Source organism: Variovorax sp. AC194 (assembly GCF_979257995.1).
The window spans coordinates 5700559-5725770 of sequence record NZ_OZ409823.1 but is presented as its reverse complement, the minus strand read 5'-3'; the positions used below and the strand labels follow the sequence as shown (position 1 = coordinate 5725770).

The 25212-nt window shown below is 67.1% G+C and carries 21 protein-coding genes; 15 read left to right on the top strand and 6 right to left on the bottom strand.

Annotated features, from left to right (window positions below; all coding sequences use genetic code 11):
* The first annotated feature begins 85 nt into the window (after positions 1-85).
* From ACZYRS_RS27190 to xylB, 4 genes are read left to right on the top strand one after another with little or no spacing between them, the layout of a single operon-like run.
* Positions 86-757: a transaldolase family protein gene (locus ACZYRS_RS27190; RefSeq protein WP_463421698.1), complete on the top strand. Its 672-nt coding sequence runs from the start codon at positions 86-88 to the stop codon at positions 755-757.
* Positions 758-776: 19 nt separating this feature from the next.
* Positions 777-1724: a carbohydrate kinase family protein gene (locus tag ACZYRS_RS27185; protein WP_463421697.1), complete on the top strand. Its 948-nt coding sequence runs from the start codon at positions 777-779 to the stop codon at positions 1722-1724.
* Positions 1725-1755: 31 nt separating this feature from the next.
* On the top strand, positions 1756-2712 hold the full coding sequence (locus ACZYRS_RS27180) for an AraC family transcriptional regulator (RefSeq protein WP_198789790.1): 957 nt from the start codon (positions 1756-1758) through the stop codon (positions 2710-2712).
* A gap of 22 nt (positions 2713-2734) precedes the next feature.
* Positions 2735-4204 (top strand): xylulokinase, encoded by a 1470-nt coding sequence (gene xylB, locus ACZYRS_RS27175; RefSeq protein WP_463421696.1) that lies wholly within the window; start codon positions 2735-2737, stop codon positions 4202-4204.
* A gap of 155 nt (positions 4205-4359) precedes the next feature.
* Here the strand turns inward: xylB and groL are convergent, their stop codons facing one another.
* The 3 genes from groL to ACZYRS_RS27160 all read right to left on the bottom strand — a co-directional run bounded on the left by groL (position 4360) and on the right by ACZYRS_RS27160 (position 8162).
* A complete protein-coding gene (gene groL / locus ACZYRS_RS27170) occupies positions 4360-6012 on the bottom strand; it encodes a chaperonin GroEL (protein WP_463421695.1) in 1653 nt (550 codons plus the stop codon).
* 30 nt (positions 6013-6042) lie between these two features.
* Positions 6043-6333 carry a co-chaperone GroES gene (gene groES / locus ACZYRS_RS27165; RefSeq protein WP_042579050.1) on the bottom strand — a complete coding sequence of 97 codons (291 nt, stop codon included), beginning with the start codon at positions 6331-6333 and terminating at the stop codon, positions 6043-6045.
* Positions 6334-6497: 164 nt separating this feature from the next.
* Positions 6498-8162 (bottom strand): phospholipase D family protein, encoded by a 1665-nt coding sequence (locus tag ACZYRS_RS27160; RefSeq protein WP_463421694.1) that lies wholly within the window; start codon positions 8160-8162, stop codon positions 6498-6500.
* A gap of 97 nt (positions 8163-8259) precedes the next feature.
* Here ACZYRS_RS27160 and ACZYRS_RS27155 point away from each other — a divergent pair, with 97 nt between their 5' ends.
* The 4 genes from ACZYRS_RS27155 (at position 8260) to ACZYRS_RS27140 (ending at position 14004) form a co-directional block, all read left to right on the top strand.
* Positions 8260-10356, top strand: coding sequence for a TonB-dependent siderophore receptor (locus ACZYRS_RS27155; RefSeq protein WP_463421693.1), 2097 nt, complete (start codon positions 8260-8262; stop codon positions 10354-10356).
* A gap of 31 nt (positions 10357-10387) precedes the next feature.
* Positions 10388-11599, top strand: a complete 1212-nt coding sequence (locus ACZYRS_RS27150) for a PepSY-associated TM helix domain-containing protein (RefSeq protein WP_463421692.1) — start codon at positions 10388-10390, stop codon at positions 11597-11599.
* Positions 11596-11799 (top strand): hypothetical protein, encoded by a 204-nt coding sequence (locus ACZYRS_RS27145; protein WP_198788777.1) that lies wholly within the window; start codon positions 11596-11598, stop codon positions 11797-11799. The genes ACZYRS_RS27150 and ACZYRS_RS27145 overlap by 4 nt, the downstream gene beginning before the upstream one ends.
* Before the next feature lie 72 nt (positions 11800-11871).
* A complete protein-coding gene (locus ACZYRS_RS27140) occupies positions 11872-14004 on the top strand; it encodes a TonB-dependent receptor domain-containing protein (RefSeq protein ID WP_463421691.1) in 2133 nt (710 codons plus the stop codon).
* Between the two features lie 21 nt (positions 14005-14025).
* Here ACZYRS_RS27140 and metK read toward each other — a convergent pair whose 3' ends face one another.
* Complete coding sequence (gene metK, locus ACZYRS_RS27135; RefSeq protein ID WP_093439654.1) at positions 14026-15210, bottom strand: methionine adenosyltransferase; 1185 nt, start codon at positions 15208-15210, stop codon at positions 14026-14028.
* 219 nt (positions 15211-15429) lie between these two features.
* Between metK and ACZYRS_RS27130 the strand changes: the two genes are divergently transcribed.
* The gene (locus ACZYRS_RS27130; RefSeq protein ID WP_463421690.1) at positions 15430-16326 is read left to right on the top strand and encodes a lysophospholipid acyltransferase family protein; all 897 of its coding nucleotides are present in this window, start codon (positions 15430-15432) and stop codon (positions 16324-16326) included.
* Entirely contained in the window at positions 16323-17207 is an 885-nt protein-coding gene (locus ACZYRS_RS27125) for an LpxL/LpxP family acyltransferase (RefSeq protein ID WP_463421689.1), read from the top strand. Before ACZYRS_RS27130 ends, ACZYRS_RS27125 begins: the two co-directional genes overlap by 4 nt.
* A gap of 79 nt (positions 17208-17286) precedes the next feature.
* Here the strand turns inward: ACZYRS_RS27125 and ACZYRS_RS27120 are convergent, their stop codons facing one another.
* The gene (locus tag ACZYRS_RS27120; RefSeq protein WP_463421688.1) at positions 17287-18198 is read right to left on the bottom strand and encodes an alpha/beta fold hydrolase; all 912 of its coding nucleotides are present in this window, start codon (positions 18196-18198) and stop codon (positions 17287-17289) included.
* A gap of 83 nt (positions 18199-18281) precedes the next feature.
* Positions 18282-19037: a ribosome biogenesis GTP-binding protein YihA/YsxC gene (yihA, locus tag ACZYRS_RS27115; protein WP_463421687.1), complete on the bottom strand. Its 756-nt coding sequence runs from the start codon at positions 19035-19037 to the stop codon at positions 18282-18284.
* Between the two features lie 70 nt (positions 19038-19107).
* Here yihA and ACZYRS_RS27110 point away from each other — a divergent pair, with 70 nt between their 5' ends.
* From ACZYRS_RS27110 to ACZYRS_RS27090, 5 genes are all read left to right on the top strand, one after another.
* Positions 19108-19779 (top strand): c-type cytochrome, encoded by a 672-nt coding sequence (locus ACZYRS_RS27110; RefSeq protein WP_198788783.1) that lies wholly within the window; start codon positions 19108-19110, stop codon positions 19777-19779.
* 116 nt (positions 19780-19895) lie between these two features.
* Positions 19896-22076, top strand: coding sequence for a cytochrome c biogenesis protein ResB (locus ACZYRS_RS27105; protein ID WP_463421686.1), 2181 nt, complete (start codon positions 19896-19898; stop codon positions 22074-22076).
* A complete protein-coding gene (ccsB, locus tag ACZYRS_RS27100; RefSeq protein ID WP_198788785.1) occupies positions 22073-23389 on the top strand; it encodes a c-type cytochrome biogenesis protein CcsB in 1317 nt (438 codons plus the stop codon). Before ACZYRS_RS27105 ends, ccsB begins: the two co-directional genes overlap by 4 nt.
* A 116-nt stretch (positions 23390-23505) precedes the next feature.
* A complete protein-coding gene (gene msrP / locus ACZYRS_RS27095; RefSeq protein WP_463421685.1) occupies positions 23506-24519 on the top strand; it encodes a protein-methionine-sulfoxide reductase catalytic subunit MsrP in 1014 nt (337 codons plus the stop codon).
* A 28-nt stretch (positions 24520-24547) separates the two neighbouring features.
* Complete coding sequence (locus ACZYRS_RS27090) at positions 24548-25207, top strand: protein-methionine-sulfoxide reductase heme-binding subunit MsrQ (RefSeq protein WP_463421684.1); 660 nt, start codon at positions 24548-24550, stop codon at positions 25205-25207.
* The last annotated feature ends 5 nt before the right edge of the window (positions 25208-25212 follow it).

The following is a 25212-nucleotide window of genomic DNA, read 5'->3' as shown; positions in this document are numbered from 1 at the left end:
AAAAAGTATCGGCAGGGCTCCCTTTCGAGCGGTGCGTCGCAACCGGTGCGGTGCGAAGATCGGCGTCCCTTGCAGCCTGCGGCCCATGAACGACGATTTCCATCTCTACCTCGACAGCGCCGACCTGGCGGAGTTGAAGACCTGCCTGCCGCACCCGGTGGTCCACGGCGTGACGACCAATCCGACGCTGCTCAAGCGTGCGGGCGTCGGTCGCGGCGAGGTGCCCGGCCTGCTCAAGCGCTGTCTCGACCTGGGTGCGCGGCAGGTGCAGGCGCAGGTGTATTCGGGCGATGTCGACGGCATGCTCGAGGACGCCCAGGCGCTGCTCTCGCACTTCGACCGCGGCCAACTTGTCGTGAAGATTCCCGCCACGCGCCAGGGCTTCGATGCCGGCGCGCGGCTCATTGCGCAAGGCGTGCCCGTGACGTGGACGGCCGTGTACGCGCCCGAACAAGCGCACTTCGCCGCGCAGCTGGGTGCGGCCTATGCGGCGCCGTATCTCGGGCGGCTCGACGATTCAGGTGTCGATGGATTGGGGCGGATCGCGCAGATGCAGTCGCTGGTCGCGCAGCGGCCGTCGTCGGGCACGCGGCTGCTGGTGGCGAGCATCCGCTCGCGCGAGGCGTATCTGTCGCTGCTCGCGCTGGGCGTCGGCGCCATCACGATCCCGCCGCGCCTCTTTGCCGAATTGCTGGACCACCCCGCCACGCTGGCCGCCGAACGCGGCTTCCTGGCCGATGCGGATGAACTGAGCTGACCCACACGTTTCAAGAACCATGCGAATTGCACTCACGGGCGAAGCCCTGATCGATTTCACCGCCAGCGAGGCGGGCACCCTGGCGTTCCTCGGCCACGAGGGCGGCTCGCCGCTCAACACAGCCGTGGCTTGCGCGCGGCTCGGCGTGCACACGGGGTTTTTCACGCAGCTGTCGACCGACCTGTTCGGCGAGCGGCTGATGGAATTTCTCGCGCGCAACGGCGTGGACACCAACTTCATCCTGCGTAGCAACGCGCCCTCGACGCTGGCCTTCGTCGAACGCACGCCCAAGACCAACCGCTATGCGTTCTACACAAGCGGCAGCGCCGATGCGACCTGGTCGCCCGAGCCGCTGCCGCAGTTGCCGGCGGAGTGCCGCTTCCTGCATTTCGGCTCGATCTCGCTGCTGCAGGAGCCGGCGTCGACGCGCATCGCCGAACTCGTCACCGCGAATTCGGGGCGCTGCGTGATCGTGTTCGACCCCAATGTGCGGCCGAGCCTGATCCCGGACATGGCCGTGTTCCGCGAACGCGTGACGAACTGGCTCGCGCTGGCCGATCTCGTGAAGCTCAGCGACGAAGACGCCGAACTGCTCGCGCCCGGGCAGCCGGTCGATGCGCTGGCCGCGGAGTGCCTCCAGGCCGGCGCGCGCGCGGTGATCGTCACGCGTGGCGGCGCCGGGGCCACGCTCTGGCGCACGGGGCACGCGCCGCTCGCCGTGGCCGCGCCGCGCATCACCGTGGTCGATACCATCGGCGCGGGCGACACCTTCACGGCGGGGCTGTCGGTGTCGCTGCTCGCGCACGGCGTCGAGCATCCGGCCCAGCTTGGCGAACTGAGCGACGAGAGCTGGACCGAAGTGATGCGCTTCGCCGCCACCGCCGCCGCCCTGAACTGCACCCGCGAGGGCGCGGACCCACCCACCCTGGAAGCCGTTCACAACGCGCTCGCCCAGGCGGACAATTGAGGCTGCTTCCAGGCCTTGCCCTTCTGCCGCCATGACGACGTCCCCACGCAAACGTTCGGTCCCCCGTCAGCGCCAACCCGAGCTGGAGCGCGACTTCGCGCGCTCGCCCTCGCTGGGCTACGAGGCGCCCGAAGAAACCGGCTTGGTGCGATGCCTCGCGCACGGCTTTCCGAGCCCGCTGGTGCGCTGGCACTTCCATGAAGACTACGAGCTGCACCTGATCACCGAGACCTCGGGCAAGGCCTTCATCGGCGACTGGATCGGGCCGTTCCAGCCCGGGCACCTGGTGCTGTGCGGGCCGCGGCTGCCGCACAACTGGATCTCGCTCGACGTGCCCGAAGGCGGCGCCGCGGGGCGCGACCGGGTGATCCAGTTCCGCCACGAGCCGATCGAGCGGGCTGCTGCCGAGATTTCCGAGCTGCGCGAAGTGATGCAGCTGCTGGAGCGCGCGCGCCACGGCATCGAGTTCTTCGGCATGTCGCAGCAGGCGCAGGCGCACTGGGACAACATCAAGGCCGCGCGCGGCGTGCGCCGGCTCGGGCTGTTCCTGGAATTCATGGCCGACCTCGCGCAATGCACCGACTACCGCCTGCTCTCGAGCGTGCAGATGCAGGGCGTGCAGGGCAGCGACGGCGATGCGCAGGTCGACCAGATCAACGACGTCGTCAACCGCATCACCAACAACATGGCCGAGCCGATCTCGATGTCGGACGTGGCGGCCGAACTGGGCATGAGCGAGAGCCGCTTCAGCCGCTTCTTCCGGCGCTCCACGGGCAACAGCTTCACCGATTTCGTCAACCGCGTGCGCATCAACAGCGCGTGCCACCTGCTGATGCAGACCGACCACTACGTGACGGACATCTGCTACCAGGTCGGCTTCAACAACGTGGCGAATTTCAACCGGCGCTTCCTGGAGATCAAGGGCATGACGCCCAGCGAATTCCGGCGCCAGGCCGATACGCGCTTCGGCTCGGGCATTTCTTCGTAGTCAGAAAAGCAGGGAGCTCATCTTGTATCTGGGACTCGACCTCGGCACGTCCGAGCTCAAGGCGCTGCTGCTCGCGGGCGATCACCGCATCGTCGGCGTGGCGCGCGCGGCACTCACGGTCGAACGGCCGCAACCGCTCTGGTCGGAGCAGGCGCCCAGCCAATGGTGGCAGGCGCTCGAAGAGGTCATGGCGCAGCTTCGGGGTTCGCATGCGGAAGCGCTGTCGGCGGTGCGCGCCATCGGCCTGTCGGGCCAGATGCATGGCGCGACGCTGCTCGATGCGGCGGGCGAGGTGCTGCGTCCTGCCATTCTCTGGAACGACGGGCGCAGCGGCGCGCAGTGCGAGGCGCTCACACGCGCCGTGCCGCGCCTGGGCGAGATCGCGGGCAACCTCGCGATGCCCGGGTTCACGGCGCCCAAGCTCCTGTGGGTGCGCGAGCACGAGCCCGAGATCTTCCAGCGCACGGCGCGCGTGCTGCTGCCCAAGGACTGGCTGCGCTTCATGCTCAGCGGCGAGGCGGTCAGCGAGATGTCGGATGCGGCCGGCACGCTGTGGCTCGATGTGGGTGCGCGCGACTGGTCCGACGAACTGCTCGCGGCCACGGGGCTCACGCGCGACCACATGCCGCGGCTGGTCGAAGGCAGCGAGGTGTCGGCGACGCTCAAGCCCGAGTTGGCCGAGCGTTGGGGCGTGGGCAGTGGCGCCGTGCTCATCGCGGGTGGCGCGGGCGACAACGCGGCCAGCGCGGTCGGCATGGGGCTGGTCGAGCCGGGACAGGGCTTCGTGTCGCTCGGCACGTCGGGCGTGGTGTTCGTCTCGACCGATCGCTTTTTGCCGAATCCCGCGCAGGCGATGCATGCCTTCTGTCATGCGCTGCCCAAGCGCTGGCACCAGATGTCGGTGATGCTCTCGGCCGCGAGCGCGGTCAGCTGGGCCGCGAAGACATTCAAGTTCGCCGACGAGGCGGCGCTGCTCGAAGCAGCGGCGTCGGTGGCGCTGGCGGACCGGGCGCGTTGCCCGCTGTTCCTGCCGTACCTGTCGGGCGAACGCTCGCCGCACAACAACCCGAATGCGCAGGGCGCGCTGTTCGGCCTCACGCACGCGCATGGCCCGGCCGAGATCGCCTATGCGGTGGTCGAGGGCGTGAGCTTCGGGTTGCGCGACGGCTTCGACACGCTGCGGCTGCCCGCCGACATGCCGTTGCGCGAAGTGGCGTTGGTGGGCGGTGGTGCGCGCAGCATCTGGTGGGGGCAGTTGCTGGCCGACATCTTCCAGGTGCCGCTCACGCTGTATGCGGGCAGCGAGACGGGTGGTGCGCTCGGCGCGGCGCGGCTCGCATGGCTGGCCGATGGCGGTGCGGTGGCCGAGGTGTGCACGCTGCCGCCGGTCAAGCAGAAGCTCACGCCTTCGTCCGAAGGGGCCGATGGGCACAGGACGCGGCATGCGCGATTCCAGGTGCTGTACATGGCGTTGCGCGATCAGTTTCGATAACCGCCAACGCACGACAAACCGTTCGGGCTGAGCCTGTCGAAGCCTTGCGCACGGCTTCGACAGGCTCAGCCCGAACGGCTTTGAATGCGAGAGCAAACGAAAAAAGGGCCGCTTGCGCGGCCCTTTCGTTTTGGTGAGCAGTGCTCAGCCGGGCATTACATGCCCATGCCGCCCATGCCGCCCATTCCGCCCATGTCGGGCATGCCGCCGCCGGCACCCGATTCGTCCTTCGGTGCGTCAGCGACCATGGCTTCGGTCGTCAGCAGCAGCGAGGACACCGAGGCGGCGTTCTGCAGTGCGGTGCGGGTGACCTTCGTCGGGTCCAGGATGCCCAGCTCGAGCATGTCGCCGTACGTGTCGTTCGCAGCGTTGAAGCCGTAGTTTCCCTTGCCGGCCAACACAGCGTTCACCACCACCGAGGCTTCGCCGCCGGCGTTGTTCACGATTTCGCGCAGGGGCGCTTCGATGGCCTTGAGCACCAGCTTGATGCCGGCTTCCTGGTCGGCGTTGTCGCCCTTGACCGACTCGCCCACGGCTTGCTTGGCACGCAGCAGCGCCACGCCGCCGCCAGCCACGACGCCTTCTTCCACGGCAGCGCGGGTGGCGTGCAGTGCATCTTCGACGCGGGCCTTCTTTTCCTTCATTTCGACTTCGGTGGCAGCGCCGACCTTGATCACTGCCACGCCGCCGGCCAGCTTGGCCACGCGCTCTTGCAGCTTTTCACGGTCGTAGTCGCTGGTGGCTTCTTCGATCTGCACGCGCACTTGCTTCACGCGGGCTTCGATGTCGCCGGCAGCGCCGGAGCCGTCGATGATGATGGTGTTTTCCTTGCCCACTTCGATGCGCTTGGCTTGACCCAGGTCGGCCAGCGTCACCTTCTCGAGCGTGAGGCCCACTTCTTCAGCGATGACCTTGCCGCCCGTGAGGATGGCGATGTCTTCGAGCATGGCCTTGCGGCGGTCGCCGAAGCCAGGCGCCTTGACGGCCACGACCTTCAGGATGCCGCGGATCGTGTTCACGACCAAGGTAGCCAGGGCTTCGCCTTCGACTTCTTCGGCAATGATCAGCAGCGGACGGCCAGCCTTGGCGACTTGCTCCAGCACCGGCAGCAGGTCACGGATGTTGCTGATCTTCTTGTCGAACAGCAGCACGAAGGGGTTGTCCAGCAACGCCGATTGCTTCTCGGGGTTGTTGATGAAGTAGGGCGACAGGTAGCCGCGGTCGAACTGCATGCCTTCGACGACGTCCAGTTCGCTGTCCAGCGACTTGCCGTCTTCCACGGTGATCACGCCTTCCTTGCCGACCTTGTCCATCGCGTCAGCGATGAGCTTGCCGATGGTTTCGTCGCTGTTGGCCGAGATGGAGCCGACTTGCGCGATTTCCTTGGAGGTGGTGGTGGGCTTGGAAGCCTTCTTCAGCTCGGCGACCAGGGCCGTGACAGCCTTGTCGATGCCGCGCTTCAGGTCCATCGGGTTCATGCCGGCAGCCACCAGCTTGAAGCCTTCGCGGACGATGGCTTGTGCCAGGACCGTAGCGGTCGTGGTGCCGTCACCAGCGTTGTCGCTGGTCTTGGAGGCCACTTCCTTCACGAGCTGGGCGCCCATGTTCTGCAGCTTGTCCTTGAGTTCGATTTCCTTGGCGACCGACACACCGTCCTTGGTCACCGTGGGGGCGCCGAACGAGCGTTCGAGCACCACGTTGCGGCCCTTGGGGCCCAGGGTCACTTTGACTGCGTTGGCCAGGATGTTGACACCCTCGACCATGCGTGCGCGGGCTTCACCGCCGAAGACTACGTCTTTTGCTGCCATGTTTGTTTACTCCGAATGGGATGGAATGGATTACTTCTCGACGACCGCGAACAGGTCGTCTTCCTTCATGACGAGCAATTCGTCACCGTCGACCTTGACGGTCTGGCCGCTGTACTTGCCGAACAGGACGCGATCGCCGACCTTGACGGTCAGTGCGGTCAGTTCGCCCTTGTCGGTGCGCTTGCCCGGGCCCACGGCCAGGACTTCGCCCTGATCGGGCTTTTCTGCGGCTGCGTCGGGGATGACGATACCGGAGGCGGTCTTGGTTTCGCTGTCGATACGCTTGACGATCACACGATCGGCCAAAGGACGAAGTTTCATTGCATCTCCTGGATAAGAAACGGGGTTGGGGTCGGGCACCGGACTGAAGGTCGGCGGCCCATCGACTGGGAGCGAGGGCTTGTTAGCACTCATCATCAGCGAGTGCTAATCATAAGGGCAATCGGTGGCCTTTCAAGGCCTGGGGGTTGCCGGCGGGCGGTCGCTTACAACTGGTCCGTGGGCACGAACCACGAGAAAAGCAGCAATTGCAGCCGGGTCAGCATGCTGGAGTCGGGCTCGCTGTCGAGCACTTCGTTGGTGACGTCGCCGGTGCCGATCCACTGCACGTTCTGGCCGTCGGGCTTGAGCACGACGCGGTAGACGCCCTCGATGTCGTCCAACTGGTAGGCGAAAAGCAGCGCCTGCGTGAGGTCGAAGCTGCGCACCCGCACGCCGAACTCGGTGTTCAGCCGGGCCGAGCGCGGATCCAGGTTCATGGAGCCGAGCAGCACCCACTGGCGGTCGACCAGCGCCAGCTTGGCGTGCAGCCGGCCACGCGCCTTCTTGAGCAGGTCGCGGAACTGGCCGCTGCGGCGCAGCTGCTGGGTGCTGACCTCGTACAGGTTCACGCCCAGCTTGAGCATGTCGACGCGGTAGCGGTTGTAGTTGATGTTGACCAGCGGCTCGTCGCTGTCGGCGAGCGAATTGGTGATGACGGTGATGTTGATCCCGTGCTCGCGCCCCATGCGAATGCGCGCCATGCCCTCGTCGCCGGGGATGAAGTAGGGCGAGATCACCACCACGTTCGACTGGGCGGTGGCCAGCATCTCGTGGAAGCGCTGGGCCAGCGACTCGGTGGGGTGCGCCATCACGCCCAGTGCCTTGTTGGGGCTGTCGGCGGTGGCATGCGCTTCCGCGCGCATCCATTTCGCCTCGTCGATGTTCGCCAGCTGCGCGGCCAGCGGCGGGTCGCCCAGCAGATCGGTGGCGGGCAGCGGATCGGGCGGCGGCGCGTGGGCGGGGCCGGTGTCGGCATCGAACGCAGACTTCAGCTCGGCCGGCGTGCGGGTGGTGCCGGCGACCCGCTGGAGCGGGTAGACCACGTCGCTGTTCCAGTAGGTGTCGAAGATGGCGGCCGATTCCGGCACCACCGGGCCGGCCATGACCAGTTCGAAATCGATGAAGTTCGCGACTTCGCTGCGCTGGAAATACTCGTCGGCGAGGTTGCGGCCGCCCGCGATGGCCATGGCGCCGTCGGCCACGAACAGCTTGTTGTGCATGCGGTGGTTGAGCCGTCGGAAATCGCCGAAAAACTCCAGCCATCGCCCCGGCGAGTGGTCGCGCAGGTTGACGAAGGGGTTGAACAGCCGGACTTCGGCGTTGGGCTCGGCGGCCAGGCCCAGCAGGAGGCGGTCCATGCCGGCCGTGTAGAAATCGTCGAGCAAAAGGCGCACGCGCACGCCGCGCCGGGCGGCATCGCGCAACTCGCGCAGCAGGAGCCGGCCGGTCTTGTCGTTGCCCAGTTGGTAGGTCTGCACGTCGAGCGAGGACTGGGCGCGCCGGATGAGCTCCAGCCGCGCGTCGAGCGCATAGGACGACTCGATCAGCGGCCGGAGGCTGGAGAGCCCGTCGGGCGGCGTGTTCAAGCGGATGGCGGCGTGGCCGAGCGCGGTGGCGGGGGAGGCCGCGATGGCCTGGGTCGGCGGCTCGGGCGTGCGCGGCGGCAGTCCGGCGCAGCCGGTCAGCACCAGCGCGATCAGCAGCAGAACCGGGGCGCGCAGCGCAGGAAACAGAAGGGCGATGAGCTTGTGCATGAGGCCTGCCAGCACGGAAAAACGTGCCGCGGCATCGTAGCCGCTCTGCTCCGGGCCGAGGACGCGAATTCGCAACGCAACTCCCTTCGCCGAGCTTGGAAATGGGATGGATTGAGACTTTGTGACTATTACAATGAGAATGGTTCTTAATTGATATTTGGAGTGGAGCAGGATGAAGAGGACGTTGGTGCGGCGCAGAGCCGCTTCGGTGCTGGTGGGATGCATGGCCGTTTACATGCAGCACCAGGTGTTGGCGCAGACCGCCGCAGAGGGTTCGCTGTCTGAAATACGGGTCGATGCGAACGCCGCCCCCGAAACCGCCACCACCCCCGTCATCGGCTACCGCGCGAAAAACGCCACGACCGCCACCAAGACCGACACGCCGCTGTCCGAAACGCCCCAATCCGTGACCATCGTCACGCGCGACCAGATCGTCGACCAGGGCGCGACCAGCCTGCAGGACGCGCTCAACTACGCCGCCGGCGTGCGCTCCGACGCCTACGGCCTCGACTCGCGGACCGACTCGGTGCGCGTGCGCGGCGCCTACCCCGACGTCTACCTGGACGGCCTGCGCCAGGCCTACGGCTACTACACCAGCACCACCCGCACCGAGCCCTACACGCTGGAGCGGCTCGAAGTGCTGCGCGGCCCCTCGGGCATGCTGTTCGGCGCGGGCACGGCCGCGGGCGTGGTCAACATGGTCAGCAAGCGGCCGCTGCAGGAAGCCCAGCGCGAAGTGGGCGTGCAGTTCGGCAGTTTCGGCCGCAAGCAGATCCAGGCCGACCTGACAGGCCCGCTCAATGCCGACGGCTCCCTGTCGTACCGGTTGATCGCCCTGCAGCGCAAGTCCGACACGCAGGTCGACTACGTGCCCGACGACCGCAGCCTGATCGCCCCTTCGCTCACCTGGCGGCCCAGCGCGGCGACCTCGCTCACGCTGCAAGGCCTGTGGCAAAAAGACAAGAGCGGCAGCAGCTCGCAGTTCCTGCCGTGGGAGGGCACGCTGCTGCCGAACCCGAACGGGCGCCTCCCGGCCAGTCGCTTCATCGGCGAGCCGGGCGACTTCTACAACAGCGAGCGCAAGACCTTCGGCTGGCTGTTCGAGCACAAGTTCAACGACAACTGGACCGTGCGCCAGAACTTCCGCTACGCGCAGAACGAAAACGCCAACCAGTACCACTACGGCGCCGCATTCAGCGGTTTCGACAGCTGGTCCAGCGACCCCGTCTCCAAGCGCGTGCTCGGCCGCTACTTCGACAACCAGCTGACCCTGAACCGCACCCAGACGCTGGACAACCACGTCGAAGGCCATTTCCAGACCGGGGCGCTGAAGCACACGCTGCTCGTCGGCGCGGACTTCGCGCGCCAGCGCGAGAACGTCTGGAGCGGCACGACCGTCGACACCATCGACGTCTACGCGCCGGTCTACGGCCATCGCGACGTGCCCGAAGCCGTCGCGCTGCCGCGCACCCGCCAGCGCCAGACCGGCCTGTACTTGCAGGACCAGATCAAGCTCGATAACTGGATCGTCGTCGCGGGCCTGCGCCACGACAAGGCCGTCTCCAGCGCCGCCGGCAGCGACGAGCAAAAGAGCAGCGCCACCACCAAGCGCTTCGGCCTCATGTACGCCTCGCCCTCGGGCTGGTCGCCCTACGTGAGCTACAGCGAGTCGTTCACGCCGCAGTCGCCGCGCCAGGGGCGCATCTTCACGCCGCTGCGCGGCGAGCAATGGGAAGTGGGCGTGAAATACGAGCCCAAGGACCGCGCCCTGGCCTTCAGCGCCGCGGTGTACGACCTGCGCGAGAAGAACCAGATCGTCGAGGAGCAGCCGAACGTGTTCTCGCAGCGCGGCCTCACCAAGACCAAGGGCGTCGAGCTCGAGGCCAAGGGCTCGATCGGCCGCGACCTGGACCTGGTCGCCCACTACAACTACACCGATGCCGACGCGCAGATCGAGGGCCTGCCCAAGCACCAGGCCAGCGTCTGGGCCAAGTACCGCTTCTCGATCGGCGGCGTGAACGGCTTCTCGGCCGGTGCCGGCGTGCGCCTGATGAGCTCGTTCCGCGACACCCAGTTCGGCGTGGGCCCGCGCGTGCCGGGCATCGCGCTGGCCGACCTGGTGTTCGCCTACGAGACCGCGCAGTGGCGCTATGCGCTCAACATCAACAACGTGACGGACAAGGTGTACTTCAGCACCTGCCTGTCGCGCGGCGACTGCTGGTATGGCTCCCGCCGCAACGTCGTCGCGAGCGCGACCTACCGCTTCTAAACTCCGCCTTCAACCCACAGAGCACGACGACATGAACAGCCGAAAGATCAAGACCTGGGCCTGGGTGCACAAGTGGAGCAGCCTCGTGTGCACGGTGTTCATGCTGCTCCTGTGCATCACCGGGCTGCCGCTGATCTTCCACCACGAGATCGGCCACCTGCTGGGCACCGAGGTCGAGGCACCCAAGATGCCGGCGAACACGCCGCGGGTGAGCCTGGACAAGGTGCTGGAGATCGCCAAGGCCAAGCACCCCGATCGGGTGGTGCAGTTCGCCTCGCAGCCCGAGGACGACGACGGCCTGTGGTTCGTCACGCTCACGCCCACGCCCGAGCCCACCGACGACTTCAAGTCGGTCGCGGTCGACGCGCGCACCGGCGTCGTGCTGGCCCAGCCCAAGTTCGACGAGGGCTTCATGTACGTGATGTTCAAGCTGCACGTGGACCTGTTCGCGGGCCTGGCGGGCAAGCTCTTCCTGGGCTTCATGGGCCTGCTGCTGCTGGTGGCGATCGTCTCGGGCGTGGTGCTCTATTCGCCCTTCATGCGCAAACTCGATTTCGGCACCGTGCGCCGCGAGAAGCGCCCGCGCCTGAAGTGGCTCGACCTGCACAACCTCCTGGGCGTGGTCACGCTGGTGTGGCTGTTCGTGGTGGGCTCCACCGGCATGATCAACACGTGGGCCGACCTGGTCATCAAGTACTGGCAGTACGACCAGCTCAGCGCGCTGCTCACGCCCTACAAGAACGAGCCCATCGTGCCCGCGGCCGAGCGCGGCTCGGTGCAGCGCTCGATGGACGAGGCCATGCAGCGCACGCCCGGCATGAAGCTGTCGTTCATCGCTTTCCCCGGCACCTCGTTCTCCAGCCCGCACCACAACACCTTCTTCATGCGCGGCAACGAGCCCTTCACCTCCAAGCTCCTGCAGCCCGTGCTGGTCGATGCCAAGACCGCGGAAGTGACGGCGGCGCCGAAGATGCCCTGGTACCTCACGGCGCTCCTGGTGTCGCAGCCGCTGCACTTCGGCGACTACGGCGGCATGCCGATGCAGATCCTCTGGGCGCTGCTGGACATCGCCACCATCATCGTGCTTGGCAGCGGGCTCTATCTCTGGCTCAAGCGCGGCAACACCGTGCCGGCCAAATCGACCGCGACCGCGACCGCGACCGCGCCCGCCACGGAGCGCGCGCCACCCGCGGGATCGGGCCCGCAGCCCGACCCGGCACCGGCCATGAAGGTGCAGGCATGACGGCGCACCACAAGACGCAGCACCAGTCCTTCTGGCGCATGTGGGGCTGGCCGATCGTGCTCGGGCTCTTGACGAGCATCGGCCTCGTCTCCGCGCTCTTCAGCGACGGCGGGTTGGGCGACATGCTGGCCTGGGCGGCACTGGGCATTCCGGTCGCGGTGTGCGCCTGGTACGGCTGGCGCCGGTCGCCCGAGCGCTAGCCGCACGCCGTTTCCTTCTCGTCGGGTTCTCGCTAGGCGAGGGTGTTGGCGCGCCAACGCAGAATCGGTGCAATGAATGCCGCACTCGCCCACGCCGCCCGACTGTTGTTGCTGGGCGTTCCCATCGCGGCGAATGCCCAGCCGGCGCCAACGACCGAAGCGCCAGCGGGCCAACTGCCCCCGATCACCGTCTCCACGCCCCGCGGCCAGGTCGCGCCGTTCAACGTGCCCGGCTCCGTCGACCGGGTCGATGGCCAGGAAATGCGCGAGGGCCGGCTGCAGGTGAACCTCTCTGAAAGCCTGGGCGCCGTGCCGGGGCTGCAGGTGCAGAACCGGCTGAACTACGCGCAGGACCTGCAGCTCTCGATCCGCGGCTTCGGCGCGCGCTCGACCTTCGGCGTGCGCGGGGTGCGGCTCTATGTCGACGGCATTCCGGCCACGCTGCCCGACGGGCAGGGGCAGACGTCGAACATCGACATCGGCTCCGTCGATCGCGTCGAGGTGCTGCGCGGGCCGTTCTCGGCGCTCTACGGCAACTCGTCGGGCGGGGTGCTGCAGGCCTTCACCGCATCGGGGGAGGGCGCGCCGCGCCTTTCCTATTCCGCGGCCGGCGGCAGCTTCGGCACCTGGCGGCAGTCGGTGCAGTTGAGCGGCTCGCAGGGCGCGGTCGATTACCTGCTGGGCGCGAGCCGCTTTCACACCGACGGCTGGCGCGAGCACAGCGCCGCGCGTCGCGACATCGCCAACGGCAAGCTGGGCATCGCGCTGGACAACGGCGACAAGCTCACGCTCGTGCTCAACAGCGTGCGCATCGATGCGCAGGACCCGCTGGGCCTGACCGCCGACCAGTACGCGCTCGCACCGCGCAACGCACCGCTCGCGACGCAGTACGACACGCGCAAGACGGTCGAGCAGACGCAGATGGGCCTGCTCTACGAACGGCGCATCGACGCGACGCAGGGGCTGCGCCTCATGGTCTACGGCGGCGAGCGCAAGACCACGCAGTACCAGTCGATCCCGCCCTCGGCGCAGCAGAACCCGTTGCACGCGGGCGGCGTGATCGATCTCTCGCGGCAGTACGGCGGCGTCGACGTGCGCTGGACCGCCGCGCTGCAGCTGGTGGACCGGCCGCTCGACGTGGTGGCGGGCCTGGGCTACGACAGCCTGCGCGAGCGCCGCCGCGGCTACGAGAACTACTTGGGCAGCGCCGCGAATCCGGTGCTCGGCGTGCAGGGGCGCCTGCGCCGCAGCGAGCGCAACGAGGTCTGGAACCTCGACCCCTACGCGCAGGCGACCTGGCGCTTCACCGACCGCTGGACGCTCGAGGCCGGCGTGCGCCGCAGCAGCGTGCACTTCGCATCGAACGACCGCTACATCGTGGGCGCGAACCGCGACGACAGCGGCACCGCGCGCTACAGCAAGACGCTGCCGGTGGCGTCGCTGCGCTACCAGGCCACGCCCGATCTCGCGCTCTATGGGTCCATCGGCCGCGGGTTCGAAACGCCGACGCTCAACGAGCTCTCGTACCGCTCGGGCGGCGCGAGCGGCCTCAACTTCGCGCTGCGGCCGTCGGTCAACGACAGCATCGAGCTGGGCGCCAAGGCGCGGCTGGCGGGTGGGCTGCTGACGGCGGCGCTGTTCCAGACCCGCACGCGCGACGAGATCGTGACCGACACCAACGTTGGCGGCCGCGCCACCTTCCAGAACGCGGGGCGCACGCGGCGCAACGGCTTCGAGCTCGGCTGGCAGCACGAGACGGCGAACCACTGGCGCACGCAGCTGGCCTACACGTGGCTCGATGCGACGTACCGCGATGCCTTCTGCTCGCCGTCGCCCTGCGCCGTCGCCAACACGGTGGTCGGCGGCAATCGCATTCCGGGCATCGCGCGGCAGTCGCTCTTCGCGTCGCTGGGCTGGGTGCCGCCCGAGGGCTGGCGCGCCGGCATCGAGATGCGCGCGCTCGGGCGCATCCAGGCGAACGACGTCAACACGGCGAGCGCGCCGGGCTATGCCGTCGCGGCGCTGTATGCGGGGTATCTGAAGAAGTGGGAGCGTTGGGAGTTCAACGCCTTCGCGCGTGTCGACAACCTGTTCGACCGGCGCTACGTGGGCTCGGTCATCGTCAACGAGGGCAATGCGCGCTACTACGAGCCCGCGCCGGGCCGTAACTGGACGGTGGGCCTCGGCGGTGCGTACCGCTTCTGACGACCCACCGTCTTTTTCTATTTACTTGAGGCCGGCTGCCGCGCGCAGTGCGGGCGCTTGCGTGGTGGCCTCCCAGGTGAACTCGGGCTCTTCGCGACCGAAGTGGCCGTAGGCGGCAGTCTTCTGGTAGATCGGGCGCAGCAGATCGAGCATCTGGATGATGCCCTTCGGGCGCAGGTCGAAGTGCTCGCGCACGAGTTCGGCGATCTTCTCGTCGGGGATCACGCCGGTGCCTTCGGTGTAGACCGTGATGTTCATCGGCTCGGCCACGCCGATCGCGTAGGCCACCTGGATCTGGCACTGGCGCGCAATGCCGGCGGCCACGATGTTCTTGGCCACGTAGCGTGCGGCGTAGGCGGCCGAGCGGTCGACCTTGGACGGGTCCTTGCCCGAGAACGCGCCGCCGCCGTGCGGGCAGGCGCCGCCGTAGGTGTCCACGATGATCTTGCGGCCGGTGAGGCCGCAGTCGCCCTGCGGGCCGCCGATGACGAAGCGGCCGGTCGGGTTGATCAGGTAGCGCGTGTCCTTGAGCCATTCCTTGGGCAGCACGGGCTTGATGATCTCCTCGATGATGGCTTCGTTGAACGAGGCCTTCATTTTGGTGGAGGTCTCGCTCTGGTCGGGGCTGTGCTGGGTGGAGAGCACCACGGTATCGATGCTGTGGGGCTTGCCGTCCACGTAGCGCATCGTGACCTGGCTCTTGGCGTCGGGGCGAAGGAACGGCAGGCGGCCGTCCTTGCGCAGTTGGGCCTGACGCTCCACGAGGCGGTGGGCGTAGTAGATCGGCGCGGGCATCAGCTCGGGCGTTTCATCGCAGGCGTAGCCGAACATCAGGCCCTGGTCGCCGGCACCGGTGTTCAGGTGGTCGTCGGAGGCGTGGTCCACGCCCTGGGCGATGTCGTTGGACTGCTTGTCGTAGCAGACCATCACCGCGCAGCCCTTGTAGTCGATGCCGTATTCGGTGTTGTCGTAGCCGATGCGCTTGATGGTGTCGCGCGCGACCTGGATGTAGTCCACGTGCGCGTTGGTGGTGATCTCGCCGGCGAGCACCACGAGGCCGGTGTTGGTCAGCGTCTCGGCGGCCACGCGGCTGCGGGGGTCCTGCTCGAAGATCGCGTCCAGGATGGCGTCCGAGATCTGGTCGGCGACCTTGTCGGGGTGGCCTTCGGAGACGGATTCGGAAGTGAAGAGGAAGTCGTTCGCCATTTTTTCAAAGCTCCTTGAAGTGGTTTGGCGCGTTGCCAACTCTGCGGAGCCCTGGCGAACGCTTTAGCAGAGATGCCGGTGAATCGGCGGGGCACAATCGCTTCGCGCTTGTGTTTGTCGCCCTGCAAGTTGTTCCGTAACTCGGCGACAATTTGCATTCTATTCGAGCCGCGCAATACCATGCGCGCGCGTCCGTTTTTTGACTCCCCTCCCGTTTCAATGATCACCCTGTTCCGCCTGCTTGCCCGCGTGCCGATGCCGTTGATGCATCGCCTGGGCGCCATGCTGGGCTGGCTGGTCTGGTTCTGCGCGCCGGACTACCGCCGCCGATTCAAGGCCAATGCCGAAAGCGCGGGTTTCACCCCCGGCCAATACCGCCCCGCCATCGCCGCCGCCGGCCACATGGCGTCCGAACTGCCCTGGCTGTGGCTGCGCCCGCAAGGCGAGAGCGTGCTGCCCCGTGTCGTGCGCTGGGAAGGCGTCGAAGCCTTCGAGGCCGCCATGCGGGCGAAGAAGGGCGTGATCCTGGTGGCCCCGCACCTGGGCAGCTGGGAGATGTGCGGCCAGGCGATCGGCGAGCGCTTCTTCGAGGCCTTCGGGCCGATCACCGCGCTGTTCCGTCCGGCGCGCAAGAAATGGATGGCCGACCTGATCGCCGCGGGCTCGCGCGACCGGCCCGGCCTGCAGACGCTGCCGACCAACAACACCGGCGTGCGCGGCCTGATCCGCACGCTGCGAAGTGGCGGCTACACGGGCATCCTCCCCGACCAGGTGCCGCCGATGGGCCAAGGCGTCTGGGCGCCGTTCCTCGGCCGGCCGGCCTACACCATGACCCTGCTTCCGCGCCTCGCGCAGCAGACGGGCGCGGCGTGTTTCCTCAGCGTGTGCGAGCGGCTGCCGCGCGGCGCGGGCTACGTGATCCGCTTCGAACCCATCGTGGGCACGGCGCTGACCGATCCGAAGGCCAGCGTCGAAGACGCGGCAGCGGCGATGAACGACGGCATCGGCCGCCTGATCCGCAGCTTGCCCGGCCAGTACGTCTGGGACTACGCGCGCTACAAGGAGCCGCGCGCCGATCGTTCCGTTGCGGCCGCGACGGGGGAGCAGACGCCATGAGCCTCAGTTCACGCCTGGGCATCGGCTTCATGCGAGTGCTGGCACCGCTGCCCCTGCCGCTCGTGCGCGGTTTCAGCAAGGTCCTCGGCCGCTTGCTTCACACCATCGCCGTGCCGCGGCGGCGCGTGGTCGACCGAAACCTGGCCCTTTGCTTTCCCGAGAAATCGGAGGCCGAGCGCCGCGCCATTGCGCGCGAAACCTTCGTCTTCGTCGCGCAGTCGTGGCTGGACCGCAGCTGGCTCTGGCATGCACCGGAGAAGGTGGTGGCGAGCCGGCTGAAGATCGTGGGCTCGGCGTCGGAGATCGCCGAAATCGCCGAGGGCGACGCGCCGATGATCCTGTTCGCGCCGCACTTCTACGGCCTCGACGCCGCAGCCACCGCGCTCACCATGCACACGGCGCGCCCCTCGGCCACGATCTACACGACGCAGCGCGACCCGATGGTCGATGCCTGGATCCGCGAAGGCCGCACGCGCTTTGGCGACGTGGCGGCGCTCAACCGGGTGGACGGCATCAAGCCTGTGCTCTCGGGGCTGCGCAAGGGGGGCCTGCTGTACCTGCTGCCCGACATGGACTTCGGCCGCGAGCAGACGATCTTCGTGCCGTTCTACGGCGTGCAGGCCGCGACCGTGCCCTCGCTCTCGCGCTTCGCGCGGCTGGGCAAGGCCAAGGTGGTGCCGGTGGTGGCGAAGCTCACGCCCGGCGGCTACGAGATCGAAGTGAAGTCGGCGTGGCAGAACTTCCCCACCGACGACGTCGAGGCCGACACCGCGCTCATGAACGAGCGGCTGCAGGGGTACATCGACGCGATGCCCTCCCAGTACTACTGGGTGCACCGCCGGTTCAAGACACGCCCAGAGGGCGAGCCGAAGATCTATTGAGGGCCAAACCCGTTCACGCCGAGCTTGTCGAAGCGCCGCGCAAGGCTTCGACAGGCTCAGCCCGAACGGTTTGCAGGAATCAGTTCCGCTGCAGGAAGGCCTCGATCTCGCGCGCGACCAGTTGCGGCTGCTCGTGCACGATCCAGTGGGTCGCGTTCGGCACCTTCTTGACCTCGAGCTTCGGCACGTACTCTTCCAGCCCTTCGAGCAGGCCCGGCAGCAGCGCCGCATCGTCCAGCGCCCAGAACACGAAGGTCGGTACGTTCACCATGAGCCGTTCTGGCGGCAGCACCGGAATGCCGTCGATGGTCTGGCCCGGCAGCGGCGGCTTCATCGGCGTCACGCGGTAGAGGTTGCAGGCGCCGGTGAGGCCCGCGCTCCAGACCTCGCGGTACTGCTGCTTCACTTCTTCGGTGAGCCAGCCGAAGCCGTCGGGGCCGGCCTTCATCAGCAGGAAAAAGGGCCACATGCGCTTGAAATCGTCGGCCGCGAGCAGCGCCTCGGCGTCGGGTCGCGCGAGGAAGTTCATGTACGCGCTGGCCTGCTGCTGCGCCGGGCTGTTGCGCAGTTCGCGCGTGAAGGTGCCGGGGTGCGGCGAATTGATGATCACGAGCTTGCCGACCTGCGCCGGGAACGCGTTGGCGTAGCCCCACGCGAAGGCGCCGCCCCAGTCGTGCGCGACCAGCGCGGCCATCGAACCGTCGGCGCTTTCGGTGGCGACGAGCTGCTGGATGTCCTGGATCATCAGCTGCGGCTTGTACGCGGCCACCTCGGTCGGCGCACTGGACTTTTCGAAGCCGCGCAGGTTGGGCGCCACGCAGCGGTAGCCGCCGTGCGCGGGGTCCGCGAAGTAATCGAGCAGCTCGTCCCAGATGAACGCCGCCTCGGGAAAGCCGTGCAGGAACACCATCAGCGGCTGTCCCGGCTTGCCGGCCGCGCGGCAGCTCAGGGTGGTGCCGTTGGGCAGGCTGCGTTGGAAGGTCTCGGTCATGCTTCTCGTCTCCTTGGGTTGACTGTCGCTATTGTTTTGATAGTGAATGCAGCAGGCGGGACGGTCAATGCAGCCGTTCGGCCTCAGGTTTCTTCCGGAGGCTCCGGCGTTTCCTGTGGCTCCTGTCCGGCCGGCGCAGCGCCGCCTTCGGGGTGCACCCACTGCCACAGCAGTTGGGCCGCGTCGCCGACGCCCTGCTTCTTCAGCGCCGAGAACAGTTTGACCTCGCCGCCGCCGGCCTGGAGTCGCGTGATCGACAGCACCTTGGCGCCCTCGCTGCGCGTGAGCTTGTCCGACTTGGTCAAAAGGATGAGGAACTTGAGGCCTTGCTGCACGCGCGGGCGGATCACATCGAGCAGGATTTCGTCGAGCTCGGTCAGGCCGTGGCGCGGATCGCACATCAGGACAACCCCTCGCAGGCTTTCGCGCGTCATGAGGTAGTTGCCCATCACGCGCTGCCAGCGCAGCTTGGCTTCCTTCGGCACGGCCGCGTAGCCGTAGCCGGGGAGGTCGGCGAGCACCGCGTCGTCGACCTTCTGCTTGCCGATGCCAAAGAGGTTGATGTGCTGAGTGCGGCCCGGCGTCTTCGAGGCAAAAGCCAGGCGCGTCTGCTGGGTGAGCGTGTTGATGGCGGTCGACTTGCCGGCGTTCGATCGGCCGACGAAAGCGATCTCGGGCAGGTCCACGGGAGGCAGGTGTTCCAGCTGCGGAGCGCTGGTGAGGAAGTGGGCGGTGTGCAGCCAACCCAGTGCCACGCGCTCGCGTTCGGCGACCTGCGGGTCCGCGGCGGGGGCCGCGCGGGGAGGATAAGCGGCGGACTTGGCGCGCGGGGAGGTCATCAATGGGCTTTCGGAACGGGGCGCCATTGTAGAATCGCGGGGTTTTGCGCCATAAATCTAAGCCCCCGATATGAAGTTGTTTGCCAATATTCTGCTTGCGGCCCTCATGGGCGTCGTAGCCAGCGCGAGTTTCGCAGCCGATGAGCATGCCGCTGCCCCCGCAGCAGCTGTCGCCAAGCCGGCCAAGCCCGATCCCGCCAAGGGCGACACGGTGTTCAACGCGACGCCGGCCAACAGCCAGAGCTGCGCCTCGTGCCACAACGCCGACGGCAACTCGGCCATCGCGGCCAACCCGAAGCTGGCGCAACAACATCCCGAATACATCCTCAAGCAGCTGCAGGACTTCAAGTCCGGCGCCCGCAAGAGCGCGATCATGAAGCCGCTGGCCTCGGCGCTGTCGGACGAGGACATGCGCAACATCGCCTGGTTCGTCGGCTCCAAGAAGGTCAAGACGGGCTTCTCGAAGGACAAGGACACCATCGCCATGGGCGAGAAGATCTACCGCGGCGGCATCGGCGATCGACAGATCCCGGCCTGCGCCGGCTGCCACAGCCCGAACGGCGCCGGCATCCCCGCGCAGTACCCGCGCCTGGGTGGCCAGAACGCCGAATACACCATCGCCCAGTTGACGGCCTTCCGCGACAACGTGCGCAACAACAGCCTGCCGATGACGGGCGTTGCCGCCAAGCTCAACGACCGTGAAATCAAGGCCGTGGCCGACTACATCGCCGGCCTGCGCTGATTCCGCGCTTTCCAGCGTGAACTAACCGCCGACAACAACCCCAAACAAAGGGCGGGCCGATCCAGGAGGATGGCCCGCCCTTTTGCTTTTTTCCCCTTTTTCCAGCGCCCCACCCGATGTCAGTCTCCACCCATGGCCTTCGCGTGCATCGCGGCCCGCAAGTGCTTCGCGCGGCAGTGGAGCTGTTCTCGTCGATGCGCTTCGCGATCGCGCTGCTCACCGTCATCTGCATCGCCTCGATCATCGGCACGGTCATCAAGCAGCACGAGCCGATCAACAACTACATCAACCAGTTCGGGCCGTTCTGGGCCGAGTTCTTCCGGGCAGCGCGGCTCGATTCGATCTACAGCGCCTGGTGGTTCCTGCTGATCCTGCTGTTCCTGGTGATCAGCACCTCCTTGTGCATCGCGCGCAACACGCCGCGCATCCTGGTGGACCTGAAGACCTTCAAGGAAGACATCCGCGCGCAGAGCCTGAAGGCCTTTGGCCAGCGCGCCGAGAACACGCTTGCCGAAACGCCGGACGCCGCCGCCAACCGCATCGGCCAGCTGCTCGTGAGCGGTGGCTGGAAGGTCAAGCTGCAACAGCGCGACGGTTCCAGCGATGGCAAGGCAGCACCTGGCTGGATGGTCGCCGCGCGTGCCGGTGGCGCGCACAAGCTGGGCTACATCGCGGCGCACAGCGCCATCGTTCTCGTGTGCATCGGCGGCCTGCTCGACGGCGATCTCGTGGTGCGCGCGCAGACCTGGTTCAACGGCAAGAGCGTGTTCACCGGCGGCGGCATGATCGCCGACGTGGCCCCCGAGCACCGGCTCTCGGTCAACAACCCGACCTTCCGCGGCAACATCCTCGTGCCCGAGGGCGGGCAGGGCAGCGTGGCGATCCTGAACCAGGCCGACGGCGTGCTGCTGCAGGAATTGCCGTTCTCCATCGAGCTCAAGAAGTTCATCGTCGACTACTACTCCACCGGCATGCCCAAGCTCTTTGCGAGCGAGGTGGTGCTGCACGACCGCGAGACCGGCGCGCAGGTGCCCGCGCGCATCGAGGTGAACCATCCGGCCAGCTACAAGGGCGTGGAGATCTACCAGTCGAGCTTCGACGACGGCGGCTCCAAGGTGAAGCTCAAGGCGGTGCCGATGGCGGCCGCGGCCAAGCCCTTCGAGGTCGAGGGCGTCATCGGCGGCCCCAACACCGAGATCACCAACGGCAAGGACAAGCTCACGCTCGAGTACGCCGCGCTGCGCGTGATCAACGTCGAGAACTTCGCCGACGGCGGTGCCATGGGAAGCGGCGCCGACGTGCGCAAGGTCGACCTGCGCCACAGCCTCGAATCGCGCCTGGGCGCCGCCAACAAGACCAACAAGCCCAAGGTGCTGCGCAACATCGGCCCGAGCATCGGCTACAAGCTGCGCGACGCGGCCGGCCAGGCGCGGGAGTACCAGAACTACATGGTGCCGGTCGATACCGGCGACGGCCAGCCGGTGTTCCTGCTGGGCATGCGCGAGAAGCCCGAGGACCCGTTCCGCTACCTGCGCGTGCCGGCCGACGAGCAGGGCTCGATGGACGGGTTCGTGCGCATGCGCACGGCGCTCGGCGATCCCGACACCCGCGCGCGCGCCATCGAGCGCTACGTGGCCAAGGCGAGCGATCCGAAGCGGCCGGAGATGGCCGAGCAGCTGCGCGTGTCGGCCACCCGCGCGCTCGCGCTGTTCTCGGGCAGCGAGCGCGCCCGGGCCGATGCCACCACCGCCGGCGGCTGGCAGGCGATTGCCGAATTCATGGAAGTCAACGTGCCCGAGGCCGAGCGCGAACGCGCCGGCGCGGTGCTGGTGCGCATCCTCAACGACGTGCTGTTCGAAGTGCTCAATCTGAGCCGCGAAGGCGCGGGCCTCGCGGCCCTGCCGAGCGACGACAAGTCGCAGGCCTATCTCACCCAGGCGGTGCTGGCCATCAGCGACGCGCATTTCTACCCGGCGCCCGTCGCGATGATGATGACCGACTTCACCCAGGTGCAGGCCAGCGTGTTCCAGGTGGCGCGTGCCCCTGGAAAGAACGTCGTCTATCTCGGGTGTCTGTTGCTGATCGTCGGGATTTTTGCCATGCTGTACGTGCGCGAGCGGCGCCTCTGGGTGTGGCTGACACCCGATGGTGGCGCTTCCGAAGGCAGCGAGGGCGGCGCCACTGCCGCCACGATGGCCTTTTCGGTCAACCGCAAGACGATCGACAGCGACCGTGAATTCGAGCACCTCAAGCACAAGCTGCTCGCGCTGAACAAAGCAGAACCAGAGACACCATGAACACCACGACCCTCACGCTCAATGAAAGCTGGCTCTCGCGCCGCAACCTGTTCGACTGGGTGTTCGCGGCGCTGGTGCTGGCCGGCGGCCTGTTCGCCTTCACCCGCTATGCGGGATCGATGGACTATTACGAGAAGCCGATCCTCGCCGCCGCGGTGATCGCGATGATCTCCATCGGCTGGTTCTGGCGGCCGCTGCGGGTGCTGGCCATCGTGGTGGCAGCGGCTTCGCTGCTGGCGATCACCTCCTACCAGGGCGACCTGGCGCGCGCCGATTCGGTGTTCTGGCTCAAGTATTTCCTCTCGAGCCAGTCGGCCATCCTCTGGATGAGCGTGCTGTTCTTCATGAGCACGGTCTTCTACTGGCTCGGCTTCTTCGGCGGCAAGCAGGCCGACACCTTCGACGCGATCGGCTCGCGCCTGGCCTGGGCCGCCGTGACGATGGCGCTGATCGGCACCATGGTGCGCTGGTACGAGAGTCACCAGCTCGGCCCGGACATCGGCCACATCCCGGTGAGCAACCTGTACGAAGTGTTCGTGCTGTTCTGCTGGCTGACGGCCGCGTTCTACCTCTACTTCGAGGAGCGCTACAACACGCGCGCGCTCGGCGCCTTCGTGATGCTGGTGGTGAGCGCCGCGGTCGGCTTCCTGCTCTGGTACACGATCGTGCGCGAGGCGCATGAAATCCAGCCGCTGGTGCCCGCGCTGCAGAGCTGGTGGATGAAGCTGCACGTGCCCGCCAACTTCATCGGCTACGGCACCTTCTCGCTCGCGGCGATGGTGGCGTTCGCCTACCTCATCAAGGAGCAGGCCACCGAGACCCGCTGGTACAAGCTCACGCCGATCTGGCTCTTGGGCGTGGCCCTCTGCTTCGTGCCGGTGGCGTTTCGCCAGCGCGTGCAGGAAGCCGGCGGCAGCTACTGGGTGATCTACGCGGGCATCTCGGCGCTGATCGCCGCGGGCATCCTGCTTGGGCGCAAACGCATCGCGGCGCGCCTGCCGGCCAACGAGGTGCTCGACGACGTCATGTACAAGTCGATCACCGTCGGCTTCGCCTTCTTCACCATCGCCACCGTGCTCGGCGCCCTGTGGGCGGCCGACGCCTGGGGCGGCTACTGGAGCTGGGACCCGAAGGAAACCTGGGCGCTGATCGTCTGGCTCAACTACGCGGCCTGGCTGCACATGCGGCTCGTGAAGGGCCTGCGCGGCACAGTGGCGGCCTGGTGGGCGCTGGGCGGCCTGGCGGTCACGACCTTTGCGTTCCTGGGCGTCAACATGTTCCTGAGCGGGCTGCACAGCTACGGCACGCTGTAGGCGCAGGCTGCGCGCCTTTCGCGAAGAATTGAAACCGCGCGCCGCCACGGCGCGTAACCAAACCAGGGCATGTCACGAACTACCCTGAGACCAACGATTCACGCGAAAGGCCTGTCATGTCGTTCCATTCCCGCTCGCACCGCCGCGACACCAGCGGCTTCATCCATCCGCTGCCGAGCGAGATCACGCCGCGCGCCGCCTACGAAGGCCGGCGCGACCTGCTCAAGCTGATGGCCACGGGCGCGGCAGGCGCGGCGCTCGCCAGCTTTGCCGGCCGCGAAGCCTTCGCCCAGGCCACCGGCCCGCACAAGCTCGCGTTGCTGCCCGCGGTCAAGTCGACGGTACCGGGTGCGCAGAGCATGGAAAAGCTCACCGACTACAAGGACGCGTCGAGCTACAACAATTTCTACGAGTTCGGCACCGACAAGGGCGATCCGGTCAAGAACGCCGGCACGCTGAAGACCCGCCCGTGGACCGTCGAGGTCGAAGGCCTGGTCAAGAAGCCGGGCAAGTACGGCATCGAAGACCTGCTCAAGCTCAGTGCGCAGGAAGAGCGCATTTACCGGCTGCGCTGTGTCGAGGGTTGGTCGATGGTCATTCCATGGGTCGGCTATTCGCTGGCCGAACTCATCAAGAAGGTCGAGCCGCAGGGCAACGCCAAGTTCATCGAGTTCGTGACGCTCGCCGACCCCAAGACCATGCCCTTCGTCGGCTCGCGCGTGCTCGACTGGCCCTACACCGAGGGCCTGCGCATGGACGAGGCGATGCACCCGCTCACGCTCCTGTCTTTCGGCATGTACGGCGAGGTGCTGCCCAACCAGAACGGTGCGCCCGTGCGCCTGGTGGTGCCGTGGAAGTACGGCTTCAAGTCGGCCAAGTCGATCGTGAAGATCCGCTTCGTCGAGAAGGAGCCGAGCACGGCCTGGAACAAGGCGGCGGCGCAGGAATACGGCTTCTATTCGAACGTGAACCCGAACGTGGACCATCCGCGCTGGAGCCAGGCGACCGAGCGGCGCATCGGCGACGGCGGCGGCCTGTTCGCCAAGCGCAACAAGACGCTGATGTTCAACGGCTACGAAGCGCAGGTCGGCCAGCTGTATGCGGGCATGGACCTGAAGAAGAACTACTGAGCGCGCTGCGTCGCCCGGTCCTCACGCCATGAACAAGCTGCTCATGCACCCGGCGACCAAGCCGGTCATCTTCCTGCTGTGCCTGCTGCCGTTCGCGCGGCTGGCGTACGGCGCATTCACCGATGGGCTGGGCGCGAACCCCGCGGAGTTCCTGATCCGCGCCACGGGCGACTGGACGCTGCGCTTCATCTGCATCGTGCTGGCGGTGACGCCGCTGCGCGTCATCAGCAAATGGAATGCGCTCGCGCGCTTTCGCCGCATGCTGGGCCTGTTCGCGTATTTCTACGTGGTGCTGCACCTCTTGTGCTACAGCTGGTTCGACATGGGCTTCGAGTGGGGCGAGATCGCCAAGGACATCGCCAAGCGGCCGTTCATCCTGGTGGGCTTCTCGGCCTTCGTGCTGCTGACGCCGCTCGCGGCGACCTCGTTCAATCGCGCGATCAAGGCGATGGGCGCCAAGCGCTGGCAGATGCTGCACAAGCTGGTGTACGTGATCGCGGGGCTCGGCCTCTTGCACTTCTTCTGGATGCGCGCGGGCAAGAACAACTTCGCCGAGGTGTTCGTCTACGTCGCGATCATCGCGGTGCTGCTGGGATGGCGCGTGTGGAACTACGCGAGCAAGCGCAAGGCGAAGACGCTTGCCGCCGGTGCGCGCGGCGGCGAGAAGCCGCTGCGCAGCACCACCTAGAGAGC

Coding starts and splice junctions, on each gene's coding strand:
- ACZYRS_RS27140 (WP_463421691.1), top strand. CDS start 11,872: ATGAATGCCGCACTCGCCCACGCCGCCCGACTGTTGTTGCTGGGCGTT.
- ACZYRS_RS27185 (WP_463421697.1), top strand. CDS start 777: ATGCGAATTGCACTCACGGGCGAAGCCCTGATCGATTTCACCGCCAGC.
- ACZYRS_RS27150 (WP_463421692.1), top strand. CDS start 10,388: ATGAACAGCCGAAAGATCAAGACCTGGGCCTGGGTGCACAAGTGGAGC.
- ACZYRS_RS27180 (WP_198789790.1), top strand. CDS start 1,756: ATGACGACGTCCCCACGCAAACGTTCGGTCCCCCGTCAGCGCCAACCC.
- metK (WP_093439654.1), bottom strand. CDS start 15,210: ATGGCGAACGACTTCCTCTTCACTTCCGAATCCGTCTCCGAAGGCCAC.
- ACZYRS_RS27190 (WP_463421698.1), top strand. CDS start 86: ATGAACGACGATTTCCATCTCTACCTCGACAGCGCCGACCTGGCGGAG.
- ccsB (WP_198788785.1), top strand. CDS start 22,073: ATGAACACCACGACCCTCACGCTCAATGAAAGCTGGCTCTCGCGCCGC.
- groES (WP_042579050.1), bottom strand. CDS start 6,333: ATGAAACTTCGTCCTTTGGCCGATCGTGTGATCGTCAAGCGTATCGAC.
- ACZYRS_RS27145 (WP_198788777.1), top strand. CDS start 11,596: ATGACGGCGCACCACAAGACGCAGCACCAGTCCTTCTGGCGCATGTGG.
- ACZYRS_RS27155 (WP_463421693.1), top strand. CDS start 8,260: ATGAAGAGGACGTTGGTGCGGCGCAGAGCCGCTTCGGTGCTGGTGGGA.
- ACZYRS_RS27090 (WP_463421684.1), top strand. CDS start 24,548: ATGAACAAGCTGCTCATGCACCCGGCGACCAAGCCGGTCATCTTCCTG.
- ACZYRS_RS27105 (WP_463421686.1), top strand. CDS start 19,896: ATGTCAGTCTCCACCCATGGCCTTCGCGTGCATCGCGGCCCGCAAGTG.
- yihA (WP_463421687.1), bottom strand. CDS start 19,037: ATGACCTCCCCGCGCGCCAAGTCCGCCGCTTATCCTCCCCGCGCGGCC.
- groL (WP_463421695.1), bottom strand. CDS start 6,012: ATGGCAGCAAAAGACGTAGTCTTCGGCGGTGAAGCCCGCGCACGCATG.
- ACZYRS_RS27130 (WP_463421690.1), top strand. CDS start 15,430: ATGATCACCCTGTTCCGCCTGCTTGCCCGCGTGCCGATGCCGTTGATG.
- ACZYRS_RS27110 (WP_198788783.1), top strand. CDS start 19,108: ATGAAGTTGTTTGCCAATATTCTGCTTGCGGCCCTCATGGGCGTCGTA.
- msrP (WP_463421685.1), top strand. CDS start 23,506: ATGTCGTTCCATTCCCGCTCGCACCGCCGCGACACCAGCGGCTTCATC.
- ACZYRS_RS27120 (WP_463421688.1), bottom strand. CDS start 18,198: ATGACCGAGACCTTCCAACGCAGCCTGCCCAACGGCACCACCCTGAGC.
- ACZYRS_RS27125 (WP_463421689.1), top strand. CDS start 16,323: ATGAGCCTCAGTTCACGCCTGGGCATCGGCTTCATGCGAGTGCTGGCA.